The sequence below is a fragment of the Streptomyces sp. NPDC049585 genome, assembly GCF_040675615.1.
GTDB lineage: Bacteria > Actinomycetota > Actinomycetes > Streptomycetales > Streptomycetaceae > Streptomyces > Streptomyces luteosporeus.
Genome location: NZ_JBFAPE010000003.1, coordinates 300,134 through 311,466, shown reverse-complemented (window position 1 = coordinate 311,466; position 11,333 = coordinate 300,134). Strand labels below are relative to the sequence as shown.

Annotated in this window: 9 protein-coding genes; 2 read left to right on the top strand and 7 right to left on the bottom strand. The window is 74.2% G+C overall.

Annotated features, from left to right (window positions below; all coding sequences use genetic code 11):
* Positions 1-66: 66 nt before the first annotated feature.
* Positions 67-819, top strand: coding sequence for a MerR family transcriptional regulator (locus AB0K17_RS05675; RefSeq protein ID WP_365966513.1), 753 nt, complete (start codon positions 67-69; stop codon positions 817-819).
* Between the two features lie 55 nt (positions 820-874).
* Here the strand turns inward: AB0K17_RS05675 and AB0K17_RS05670 are convergent, their stop codons facing one another.
* The 7 genes from AB0K17_RS05670 to AB0K17_RS05640 all read right to left on the bottom strand — a co-directional run bounded on the left by AB0K17_RS05670 (position 875) and on the right by AB0K17_RS05640 (position 9,319).
* Positions 875-3,046, bottom strand: a complete 2,172-nt coding sequence (locus tag AB0K17_RS05670; RefSeq protein ID WP_365966512.1) for a 3-hydroxyacyl-CoA dehydrogenase NAD-binding domain-containing protein — start codon at positions 3,044-3,046, stop codon at positions 875-877.
* Between the two features lie 61 nt (positions 3,047-3,107).
* Positions 3,108-4,322, bottom strand: coding sequence for an acetyl-CoA C-acetyltransferase (locus AB0K17_RS05665; RefSeq protein ID WP_365966511.1), 1,215 nt, complete (start codon positions 4,320-4,322; stop codon positions 3,108-3,110).
* Between the two features lie 56 nt (positions 4,323-4,378).
* The gene (locus tag AB0K17_RS05660; protein ID WP_365966510.1) at positions 4,379-5,521 is read right to left on the bottom strand and encodes an acyl-CoA dehydrogenase family protein; all 1,143 of its coding nucleotides are present in this window, start codon (positions 5,519-5,521) and stop codon (positions 4,379-4,381) included.
* A complete protein-coding gene (locus AB0K17_RS05655) occupies positions 5,511-6,671 on the bottom strand; it encodes a CaiB/BaiF CoA-transferase family protein (protein WP_365982185.1) in 1,161 nt (386 codons plus the stop codon). The genes AB0K17_RS05660 and AB0K17_RS05655 overlap by 11 nt, the downstream gene beginning before the upstream one ends.
* 93 nt (positions 6,672-6,764) lie before the next feature.
* The gene (locus tag AB0K17_RS05650; RefSeq protein ID WP_365966508.1) at positions 6,765-7,145 is read right to left on the bottom strand and encodes an MmcQ/YjbR family DNA-binding protein; all 381 of its coding nucleotides are present in this window, start codon (positions 7,143-7,145) and stop codon (positions 6,765-6,767) included.
* A gap of 196 nt (positions 7,146-7,341) precedes the next feature.
* Positions 7,342-8,277 (bottom strand): dihydrodipicolinate synthase family protein, encoded by a 936-nt coding sequence (locus tag AB0K17_RS05645; protein ID WP_365982183.1) that lies wholly within the window; start codon positions 8,275-8,277, stop codon positions 7,342-7,344.
* Positions 8,278-8,347: 70 nt separating this feature from the next.
* On the bottom strand, positions 8,348-9,319 hold the full coding sequence (locus AB0K17_RS05640; protein ID WP_365966506.1) for an FAD-dependent oxidoreductase: 972 nt from the start codon (positions 9,317-9,319) through the stop codon (positions 8,348-8,350).
* Positions 9,320-9,482: 163 nt separating this feature from the next.
* On the opposite strand from AB0K17_RS05640, the gene AB0K17_RS05635 reads away from it, so the two are divergent.
* On the top strand, positions 9,483-11,120 hold the full coding sequence (locus AB0K17_RS05635; protein ID WP_365966505.1) for an ABC-F family ATP-binding cassette domain-containing protein: 1,638 nt from the start codon (positions 9,483-9,485) through the stop codon (positions 11,118-11,120).
* Positions 11,121-11,333 lie beyond the last annotated feature (213 nt).

Below are 11,333 nucleotides of genomic sequence, written 5' to 3'. Positions count from 1 at the left end.
CACAGTGCTGGTGGCACAGCAATACTGTGGGACCGAACGGCACGACGAGGAAGCGAGGCACCGCCGATGGCCGTGGACACCGAGGGCACCGCCGCGCCGCAGGATACGGCCGAATCCCATCTGACCGTCGACGAGTTGGCGGCCCGTGCCGGGGTGACCGTGCGCACGGTGCGCTTCTACAGTGCGCGGGGGCTGCTGCCGCCGCCCGAGATCGGTCCGCGGCGCGTCGGCCGGTACGGCTTCGCGCACCTCTCCCGGCTGGCGCTGATCGAGGAGCTGCAGCACCAGGGGCTGACCCTGGCCGCCATCGAACGCTACCTGAGCCGGCTGCCCGACGATCTCAGCGCCCACGACCTGGCCATCCACCGTGCGCTGGTGGCCTCCTGGACGCCCGACCAGGAGGCGCAGACCACGCGCGAGAAGCTGGAGCGGCGGGCCGGACGGTCGCTCACCGACGCCGACATCGACCGGCTCGCGGCCATGAACGTGCTGGAGCGCGTCCCCGGCGGGGACGCCTTCCGCGTCGATCCGGCGCTGCTGGGGCTGGGTGTGCAATTGCTGGACGTGCCGGTGGGCCTGGAGACCATACGTGCGGCCCGGACGGTGCTGCTCGAACACGCCCGCGCCACGGCCCGGGAGCTGACACGGCTGTTCCACGACGAGGTGTGGGAGCCCTACGAGCGCGGCGAGTGCGACCCCGAGCGGGTGGAGACGATGCGCTCGCTCTCGGCGCATCTGCAGCCGCTGGTGGTCCAGGCCCTGGTCACCGCCTTCCAGCGGGCGCTGAAGGACGAGTTGCGGGCCACGTACGGGGGCTGAGCGCCCGCCCCCGTACGCGCCTGGTGTGCGGTCCTCGGTCGGGTCCGTGCAGTCCTCAGTCCGTGAAGACCTCGCCCTTCTCCGCCTTGGTCACCAGCAGCTCGGGGGGCGCGAACCGCTCGCCGTACGCCTCCTGCAGCTGCTGCGCGCGGGCCAGGAAGCCGGGCAGCCCGCCCTCGTAGCCGTTGATGTACTGCAGGGCGCCGCCGGTCCAGCCGGGGAAGCCGATGCCGAGGATGGAGCCGATGTTGGCGTCCGCCACCGAGGTGAGCACGCCCTCCTCCAGGCAGCGCACGGTGTCGAGGGCCTCGGCGAAGAGCATGCGCTCCTGCAGGTCGACGAAGGGCAGCCGGCGGCCCTCCGGTGTCTCGAAGTGCTCGGCCAGCCCGGACCACAGGCCCGTGCGGCGGCCGTCGGCGTACGCGTAGAAGCCCGCGCCCCCGCTGCGGCCCGTGCGCCCGAACTCCTCCACCATGCGGTCGACGACGGCGTCGGCCGGGTGCGGGGTCCAGGTGCCGCCGGCCTCCTCGGTCGCGCGCCGGGCCTCGTCGCGGATCCGGCGGGGCAGGGTGAGCGTGAGCTCGTCCATCAGCGAGAGCACCTTGGCCGGGTAGCCGGCCTGGGCGGCCGCCTGCTCGACGGAGGCGGCGGGCACGCCCTCGCCGATCATCGCCACGCCCTCGTTGAGGAACCGGCCGATGACGCGGGAGGTGAAGAAGCCGCGCGAGTCACCCACGACGATCGGGGTCTTGCGCAGCTGCCGGACCAGGTCGAAGGCGCGTGCCACCGCCTCCTCGCCCGTCCGCTCCCCCTTGATGATCTCCACCAGCGGCATCTTGTCGACGGGCGAGAAGAAGTGCAGGCCGATGAAGTCCTCCTGCCGCTCCACCCCGCGGGCCAGGCCGGTGATGGGCAGGGTGGAGGTGTTGGAGCACAGCAGGGCATCGGGCGCGACGACGTGCTGGACCTCCTGGAAGACCGTGTGTTTGAGCTGCTGGTCCTCGAAGACGGCCTCGATGACCGCGTCGCAGCCCGCGAGGTCGGCGACATCGGCGGTCGGGGTGATGCGCGCGAGCAGCGCGTCGCGCTCGGCCTCGGTCGTGCGCCCCTTGGCCAGCGCCTTGCCGAGCAGCCCTGCCGAGTACGCCTTGCCCTGGGCGGCGTTCTCGGGCGAGACGTCCTTGAGCACGACCTCCATGCCAGCGCGGGCGCAGGCGTAGGCGATGCCCGCGCCCATCATGCCGGCGCCGAGGACGGCGACCTTGCGCACCGTGCGCTCAGGGACGCCCGCGGGGCGGCTGCGGCCGGAATTGACGGCCTGGAGGTCGAAGAAGAACGCCTGGATCATGTTCTTCGAGGTCTGCCCGATCACCAGCTCCGTGAAGTAGCGGCCCTCGATGACCTGCGCCGTCGCGAAGTCGACCTGGGCGCCCTCGACGGCGGCGGCCAGGATGCTGCGGGGGGCGGGGTAGGGGGCGCCGCCGGTCTGCTTGCGCAAGGTGGCCGGGAAGGCCGGCAGGGCGGCGGCGAAGCGGGGGCTCGCCGGGGTGCCGCCGGGGATGCGGTAGCCGTCCTCGTCCCAGGGCTGCCGCGCGGTGGGGTGCTCCGCGATGTAGGCCCGGGCGCGGGCGAGCATCTCCTCGGCGTCGGCGGCCACCTCGTGCACCAGCCCGGCCTCCAGGGCCCGGCGCGGTGTGTACTGCGTGCCCTGCAGGAGCACCTTCAGCAGCGCGTCGGCGACGCCCAGCAGCCGGACGGTGCGGGTCACCCCGCCGCCGCCCGGGAGCAGCCCCAGGGTGACCTCCGGCAGCCCGATCCTCGATCCAGGGGCGTCGAGGGCGATGCGGTGGTGGCAGGCGAGGGCGATCTCGTAACCGCCGCCGAGGGCAGCGCCGTTGATCGCGGCGACGACGGGCACGCCGAGGGTCTCGATACGGCGCAGGTCCCGCTTGATGCCCATGCCGGCGTCGAAGACGCGCTGGGCGTCGGCGGGGGTCGCGGCGATGAGGTCGCGCAGGTCGCCGCCGGCGAAGAAGGTCTTCTTGGCGGAGGTGACGACGACGCCGCGCAGGGTCTCCTTCTCCGCCTCCAGCCGGTCGGCGACGGCGGTCAGCGACGTCCTGAAGGCGTCGTTCATGGTGTTGGCGGACTGGGCAGGGTCGTCCAGGACGAGGGTGACGACGCCGTCGTCACCGCGCTCGTAGCGGATGGCGGTGGGGGTGGTCATGTCGGGTGCTCTCCTCGAGGAAGGGGTCGGGGGTGTGCGCAGGAACCGGTGGTGGCCCGCCCTACACCCGCTCCACCACCGTCGCGACGCCCATGCCGCCGCCCACGCACAGCGTGATCAGCCCGTACCGACCGTCCCGCCGCTCCAACTCGTCCACGACCGTCCCCAGCAGCATCGCCCCCGTGGCCCCCAGCGGATGTCCCATCGCAATCGCCCCACCGTTGACGTTGACCTTGTCCAGCCCGATGCCCATCTCGTCGGCGAACCGCAGCACGACGGCCGCGAACGCCTCGTTGACCTCGACCAGGTCCATGTCGTCGATGGTCAGCCCGGCCTTGGCCAGCGCCTTGCGGGAGGCCGGGGCGGGCCCGGTGAGCATGATGGTGGGCTCGGAGCCGGAGACGGCGGCCGAGACGATGCGGGCCCGGGGCCGCAGGCCGTACCGCTCCCCCACCTCGCGGTTGCCGATGGCCACCAGCGATGCGCCGTCGACGATGCCCGAGGAGTTGCCGGCGTGGTGGACGTGGTCGATCTTCTCGACCCAGTGGTACTGCTGCAGCGCCACGGAGTCGAAGCCGCCCTGCTCGCCGATGGCGGCGAAGGAGGGCTTGAGGCCGGCGAGGGTCTCGACCGTCGTGCCCGGCCGCATGTGCTCGTCGTGGTCCAGGACGAGCAGGCCGCTGCGGTCGCGCACCGGCACCACGGAGCCGGCGAACCGGCCCTCCTTCCAGGCCGCGGCCGCCAGCTCCTGGGAGCGGGCGGCGAAGGCGTCCACGTCGCGGCGGGTGTAGCCGCCCAGCGTGGCGATGAGGTCGGCACCGATGCCCTGGGGGACGAAGTTGACCGCCAGGTTGGTCATCGGGTCGTTGAACCAGGCGCCGCCGTCGGAGGCGATCGGCACCCGGGACATCGACTCCACCCCGCCGGCCAGGACGAGGTCCTCCCAGCCCGAGCGCACCTTGGCGGCCGCCAGGTTGACGGCCTCCAGCCCGGAGGCACAGAAGCGGTTCTCCTGGACGCCGGCGACGGTCTCGGGCAGCCCCGCGGCGAGCGCGGCGATGCGGGCGATGTCGGAGCCCTGGTCGCCGACGGGGCTCACGACGCCGAGCACGATGTCGTCGACGGCCGCCGGGTCCAGCCCGGGCAGCCGCCGCAGCAGCTCCCGGATCAGGCCGGTGACCAGGTCGATGGGTTTGATGCCGTGCAGCGCGCCGCCTGCCTTGCCGCGCCCGCGCGGGGTGCGGAGGGCGTCGTACACGTACGCTTCGGTGCTCAAGGTCGTTTCCCTTTCGGGGCGGCTTTCGGGGCGGGGGGGGAGGAGGGAGAAGGCGGTCAGGAGAGCAGGGAGCGGCCGATGATCTCCTTCATGATCTCGGTGGTGCCGCCGTAGATGGTCTGGATGCGACCGTCGGTGAACGCCTTGGCGACCGGGTACTCACTCATGTAGCCGTACCCGCCGTGCAGTTGCAGGCAGCGGTCGGCGACGCGCTTTTGCAGCTCGGTCGCCCACCACTTGGCCATCGCCGCGTGGACGGCGTCGAGCCCGCCGTCGACGTGCTCGGCGACGCAGCGGTCCACGAAGGTGCGGGTGACCGCGCACTCGGTGGCCATCTCGGCGATCTCGAAGCGGACGTGCTGCAGACGGGCCAGCGGCCGCCCGAACGCCTCGCGCTCCTTGACGTAGCGGGTGGTGATCTCCAGCAGGTGCTCGGCCGCGGCGACGGCGGCGACGGCGATGCTCAGCCGCTCCTGGGGCAGGCCCGCCATCAGGTGGCCGAAGCCGCCGTGCAGCTCGCCCAGCAGGTTCTCCTTGGGGACACGCACGCCGTCGAAGAACAGCTCGGCCGTGTCCTGCGCCTTCTGCCCGATCTTGTCGAGGTTGCGGCCGCGTGAGAAGCCGGGCATGTCGCGCTCCACCACCAGCAGGCTCAGCCCCTTGGCGCCGCCCTCCGGGGTCGTGCGGGCCACCACGACCACGAGGTCGGCGAGGATGCCGTTGGAGATGAAGGTCTTGGAGCCGTTGAGCACCCAGTGGTCGCCGCGGTCCTCGGCGGTGGTGCGCAGGCCCTGGAGGTCGGAGCCGGCGCCCGGTTCGGTCATGGCGACGGCGGTGATCGTCGCGCCCGTGCAGAAGCCCGGCAGCCAGCGCCGCTTCTGCTCCGCCGTGGCGAGCGAGGTCAGGTACGGGCCGACGATGTCGTTGTGCAGCCCGATGGCCAGGCCCGAGGCCCCGGCACGGGCGAACTCCTCGGCGATCACGGCGCCGTGGCGGAAGTCGGCGACGCCCCCGCCGCCGTACTCCTCGGGCACGGCCACACCGAGCAGGCCCTGGCGGCCGGCGGCAAGCCAGACCTCCCGGGGGACGATGCCGTCCTTCTCCCACCGCTCGTGGTGGGGCAGGACCTCCTTGGCGAGGAAGGTGCGGACGGTCTCCCGGAAGGCTTCGTGGTCGGCGGTGTACAGGTCACGCTTCATCGGTGCTCTTCCCCTCATCGGGCGGTACGAGGCCGGGCACGTTCCAGTCGCGCGCGACGTCGGCGGTGTCCGCACCGGGGCGGGCCGGCGGGCGGCGCACGGCGGCGGGGGTGGCGGAGAAGCGGGGCGCGGGGGCGGGCTGGGTGATGCCGCCGTCCTCGGTGAAGGTGCCGCGCGCGGCCAGGTGCGGGTGGTGGGGTGCCTCGCCCAGGGACAGCACGGGCGCCACGCACGCGTCCGTGCCGTCGAAGACGGCCGTCCACTCGGCGCGGGTGCGCTGCCGGAAGCGATCGGCGACCGCGGCGCGCAGCTCCTCCCAGCGACCGGGGTCCCCCCGGTCGGCCGCGGCCTGCGGCAGGCCCAGCAGGCGTACGAACGTGCCGTAGAAGCGCGGCTCCAGCGCCCCCACCGCCATGTGTCCGCCGTCCGCCGTCTCGTACGTGCCGTAGAAGGGGGCACCTCCGTCGAGGAGGTTGGCCGCGCGCCGGTCCTGCCAGCCGCCGGCGGCGAGCATGCCGTGGAGCATGGCGGTCAGGTGGGCGGTGCCGTCGACGATGGCGGCGTCCACGACCTGGCCGCGGCCGGTGGCGCGGGCGTGGTGCAGGGCGGCGAGCAGACCGACGACGAGGTAGAGGGAGCCGCCGGCGTAGTCGCCCAGGAGGTTGGCCGGGGCGTACGGCGGGCCCTCGGCGGGGCCGGTGAGGGCGAGGGCGCCGGTGACGGCGATGTAGCCGATGTCGTGGCCGGCCGCGTGGGCCAGGGGGCCGTCCTGGCCCCAGCCGGTCATCCGCCCGTAGACCAGGGCGGGGTTGCGGGCGAGGGCGGCCTCGGGGCCCACGCCCAGGCGTTCGGCGACGCCGGGGCGGAAGCCCTCGAGGAGGATGTCGGCGCGGGCGGCGAGGCCGAGGACCGCTGCGGCGCCCTCGGGCGCCTTCAGGTCGACCAGGACCGAGCGCTTGTTGCGGTTGGTGACGTCGTACGCCGGGTCGACGCCGAGCCCTTGGCCGCCGGGCCGGTCGACGCGTACGACGTCCGCCCCGAGGTCGCCGAGCAGCATCGCGGCGAACGGGCCGGGCCCGATGCCGGCGAGCTCCAGCACGCGCACCCCGGCCAGCGGGCCGCCGATGGGGCCCGCATCCGTCTGCACCATGCGGCCCCCGCATCCGATGTCCTGTGACACAACCGCTGTGACACCCGTGATGTTAGGAAGCGGCCGCATCGACCACAAGGGGCCGGACGACGGTCATTCCGCGTCGAGTTGGGCGACGAGCCGCTTGGGCGCGATGGTGCGGTAGCTCTCCTCGACCCAGTCGCAGTACACCTCCACGGCCACCTCCCCGGTGTCCAGCGGCACCGACACCCAACCGGAACGACCCAGTCCGTAGGCCGTGGGCGCCGCGCCCGGCACGGTCAGGGCATGGCCGTGGGCCGCCTCGTCCGTGAGCTTGACCGAGATGCCGGGGGTCTGCGCGTCGTCCGGGGAGCCGAGGAAGACGAAGATCTTCTTGTTGACCTTGACGACCGCGCTGTCGCCCCAGGGGAACTCCTCCACGGCGCCTGGCAGGGACAGGGCGAAGGAGCGGATGCGCTCGCGCGCGGCGAGGGGTGCGGGTTTCGCGGCCATGGTGCCTCCGGCAGTGCTGGTCGTGCGGACGGTACGCACGCGTGTGCCCGTGCGTGTGCGTCCACGCTAGGGCCTGTCCGGCGGCGGCCTGCAGCCGACATCTGCGGGATCGTCGTGGCGTCTCGCGCAGTTCCCCGCGCCCCTGACGGGACGCCGTGGTGCCGCATGGCGAAGATCCGCCGAAGGCTGCCGCCGGTCAGGTCAGCCCGGCCTCCGCCAGGAGCTGCCGCACGCGGGCCACCGCCGCCTCGGACAGGGGCTGCAGCGGGGCCGACGTCGCCGGGCAGTCGATCACACCCAGCGCGTGCAGGGCCGCCTTGTAGCCGCCGAGCGCCGCCGACGTCCAGCTCACCCCGTCCGGGCCGGCGGCCTCGACGAGCGCGAACAGCCCCGCCAGGCGGTCCTGTTCGGCCGCCGCCTCGGACCACCGCCCGGCGCGGGCGTGCGCGTGGAGCCGTACGTACCCGGCCGGGTCGACGTTGCCCAGGCCCGGCACGACGCCGTGGGCACCGGCCAGCAGGGCCGCGTCCACGGTGAGCTCGGAGCCGGTCAGCACGGTGAAGGCGTCCTGGAGCCCGCGGGTGCGCAGGCCGAGCAGCAGGCGGCGCAGGCCGCCCAGGTCGCCGGTGGTGTCCTTCAGGCCGGCCAGGGTGCCCTCGGCCGCGAGGTCGAGCAGGGTCCCGGCCGCCAGGCGGGTGTGCACGGTGCCGGGGTTGTCGTAGGCGAACAGCGGCAGGTCGACCGCGTGCCGAATGCGCCGGAAGTGCGCGGCGACCTCCACCGGGTGCGTGCCGGTGAAGAACGGGGCGGTGGCCACCAGCGCGTCGGCGCCCGCCGCCGCGGCGGCCCGGGCCTGGTCGACGACCCGCTCCGTGGTCGTGTCGATCACTCCGGCGAGCACCGGCACGCGGCCCGCGACGGCCTCGACGACCGTGCGCAGCACCGCAGTGCGCCGCCGGTCGGTCAGCTGGGCCGCCTCGCCGCTGGTGCCCAGGGCGAAGACGCCGTGGACCCCCGCGCCCAGCAGGTGCTCGACGAGCGCGGCGAGGGAGCGCGCGTCGACCTCCCCGGTGCCGGTCAGCGGGGTGCACAGCGGGGGGACGACGCCCCGCAGGGGCACGGGCAGGCGCATCGCGGTCCGCCTTCCAGGCTTCTGGGCACCGAATCTCGCGGCCGAATCTCCCGCCGGGCCGCCGGCGCTGTCAAGGCCGCACCGGATCCACCCCCTCCACCAGGTCCGCGGCCTCGTGGGCGCATCCCCACGCGACGGTGACCCCGGCGCCGCCGTGCCCGTAGTTGTGCACCACCACCCCTCCGTCCGGCAGCCGTTCGGCCTCCAGCCGTACGGCCGGGCGGGCGGGGCGCAAGCCCACCCGGTGGGCGAGCACCCGGGCGCGTCCCACTGCGGGGAAGAGCCGTGCGCAGCGGGCGATGATGGCGTGGGCGGTGCAGGGCGAGGGGGTGCGGTCCCACACGTGCTCCTGGGCGGTGCCGCCGAGGACGAGCCCGTAGGGCTGCGGGAAGAGGTAGGCCATGTCGGCCCTGCCGGCGTCGGCGGCGGTGAACCATTCGTCGATGCCGGGGTTCTCGACGACGACCAGTTGCCCGCGCACCGGGTGCACCGAGGGGTCGGGGACCAGCCGCCGGGCGCCCAGGCCGGTGCAGTTGACGACGGCGTCGGCCTCGGCGGCCGCCCGGGCGAGCGAGGGGACGGGGCGCAGGGCGACCCGGCCGCCCGCGGCGGCCAGCCGGTGGTGCAGGTGGTGCAGGTGGGTGGGCATGTCCAGCAGGGGCAGGCGGGCGCGCACGCCCCGGCCGTGCCCGGGCGGCAGCTCGCCGGTGGTGGCGGCGCGCAGGCCGGGTACGCGGCGGGCCCACGGCCCGAGCTCGTGCGGGGCCGGCCCGGCGTGGGTGCCGGTGACCAGGCGCACGCCGGTCTCCTGCGGCTGCTGCGCCAGCTCGGTCATGACCGCGAGGGAGTGCAGTGCCCAGGCGCCGGCCCGCTCCTCGGGGGCTATGCGGTAGGGCCACCACAGGCCGCCGGCGACGGCCGAGGTGCTCTCGGCCGTGGGCGAGCGCGTCCACACCCGCACCCGGTGGCCGCGCTCGGCCAGGACGACGGCGGTGGTCAGCCCGGCGACCCCGGCGCCGGCCACGATCACATCGCTTGCCATGCGCCGACGGTAGCGGCCAACTCCCGTGGGAGGGGCGGGTTGTGGCAATACCCCGCACAAGCACCCGCGCCGCGCGGCGCGCCGCGGAGGGTTCCCGCGGTCAGTGCAGTGGCCCGCGTCCCTTACGGGGCGCCGTGTGCGAGCGGTTAGAGTCGGTGGCCTCATGAGTGCCACTCTCGTAGCCAAGGATCTCGCCGCCGGCCACGGCGACCGTACGCTCTTCTCCGGCCTGGACCTCGTGGTCGCGCCCGGGGAGGTCATCGGCCTCGTCGGGGCGAACGGCGCCGGCAAGTCCACCCTCCTGCGCCTGCTCGCGGGCCTGGCCGCGCCGGAGGAGGGCACGCTGCGGCTGAGCCCGGCCACGGCGACCGTGGGCCACCTGCCGCAGGAGCCCGAGCGGCGCGAGGGCGAGACGGTCCGCGCCTTCCTCGCCCGCCGCACCGGCGTCGCCGCGGCGCAGTCCGCGCTGGACGCCGCCACCGAGGCCCTGGTCGCCGGCGCGCCGGGCGCCGACGACGCGTACGCCGTGGCCCTGGAGCGCTGGCTCGGGCTCGGCGGCGCCGACCTCGACGAGCGCGCCGAGGAGGTCGTCGGCTCGCTCGGACTGGCCGTCGGCCTGGACCGGCCCATGACCGCCCTGTCGGGCGGCCAGGCGGCCCGGGCGGGCCTGGCCTCGCTGCTGCTGAGCCGCTACGACGTCTTCCTGCTGGACGAGCCCACCAACGACCTCGACCTCCAGGGCCTGGAGATGCTGGAGAAGTTCGTCACCGGGCTGCGCGCGGGCACGGTGCTGGTCAGTCACGACCGCGAGTTCCTGGCGCGCACGGTCGACAAGGTGCTGGAGCTGGACCTGGCCCAGCAGCAGGTGAACCTCTACGGCGGCGGCTACGCGGCCTATCTGGAGGAGCGCGAGACCGCCCGCCGGCACGCCCGCGAGGCGTACGAGGAGTACGCCGACACGCGCGCGACGCTGGAGTCGCGGGCCCGTACGCAGCGCAACTGGATGGACAAGGGCGTGCGCAACGCCCGCCGCAAGGCGACGGACAACGACAAGATCGGCCGCAAGTTCCGGGCGGAGGCGACCGAGAAGCAGGCCGCGAAGGCCCGCCAGACCGAGCGCCTGATCGAGCGGCTGGACGTGGTCGAGGAGCCGCGCAAGGAGTGGGAGCTGCGCATGGAGATCGCCGCGGCGCCCCGCTCGGGTGCGGTGGTGGCGACGCTGCGCGGCGCGACGGCCCGCCGGGGGGCCTTCATCCTCGGCCCCGTCGATCTGCAGATCGACTGGGCGGACCGCATCGCCGTCACCGGGGCGAACGGCTCGGGCAAGTCCACGCTGCTCGCGGCCCTGCTGGGCCGGCTGCCGCTGGAGGCGGGCAGCGCGGCGCTGGGGCCGGGGGTGGTCGTGGGCGAGGTGGACCAGGCCCGTGGCCTGTTCTTCGGGCCCGAGACGCTGTTGGACGCCTTCGGCGCGGCGGCGGCGGAGCTGGAGCCGGCGGACGTGCGCACGCTGCTGGCCAAGTTCGGCCTGAAGGCCGCGCACGTGCTGCGGCCGGCCGCCACGCTCTCGCCCGGCGAGCGCACGCGTGCCGCGCTGGCGCTGCTGCAGGCCCGCGGCGTGAACCTGCTGGTCCTGGACGAGCCGACGAACCACCTCGACCTGCCGGCGATCGAGCAGCTGGAGTCGGCGCTGGCCTCGTACCAGGGCACCTTGCTTCTGGTCACCCATGACCGCCGGATGCTGCAGGCGGTGCACACCACCCGCCGTCTGGAGGTCGCGGACGGGCGGGTGCACGAGCGGTAGGCGGCGGCCGGGCGGCGGATGCTGTGGGCCGCCTGTGTGATCGCTGTCCGAAAAGACCCCCAGCCGATGACCAATAGTTGCCCAAGGAAAGGTCATGTCGGCAGGGGCGGTCGGCCATGGAATCGGTGGTGACGAGCCGGTAGCGACAGCGTTTTTGAAGAGCTGATGGGGTTACCAGCGGTCTGTTCGATTTACGGAACGTTGAATACCGGT

Coding starts and splice junctions, on each gene's coding strand:
- AB0K17_RS05675 (WP_365966513.1), top strand. CDS start 67: ATGGCCGTGGACACCGAGGGCACCGCCGCGCCGCAGGATACGGCCGAA.
- AB0K17_RS05670 (WP_365966512.1), bottom strand. CDS start 3,046: ATGACCACCCCCACCGCCATCCGCTACGAGCGCGGTGACGACGGCGTC.
- AB0K17_RS05660 (WP_365966510.1), bottom strand. CDS start 5,521: ATGAAGCGTGACCTGTACACCGCCGACCACGAAGCCTTCCGGGAGACC.
- AB0K17_RS05655 (WP_365982185.1), bottom strand. CDS start 6,671: ATGGTGCAGACGGATGCGGGCCCCATCGGCGGCCCGCTGGCCGGGGTG.
- AB0K17_RS05650 (WP_365966508.1), bottom strand. CDS start 7,145: ATGGCCGCGAAACCCGCACCCCTCGCCGCGCGCGAGCGCATCCGCTCC.
- AB0K17_RS05645 (WP_365982183.1), bottom strand. CDS start 8,277: ATGCGCCTGCCCGTGCCCCTGCGGGGCGTCGTCCCCCCGCTGTGCACC.
- AB0K17_RS05640 (WP_365966506.1), bottom strand. CDS start 9,319: ATGGCAAGCGATGTGATCGTGGCCGGCGCCGGGGTCGCCGGGCTGACC.
- AB0K17_RS05635 (WP_365966505.1), top strand. CDS start 9,483: ATGAGTGCCACTCTCGTAGCCAAGGATCTCGCCGCCGGCCACGGCGAC.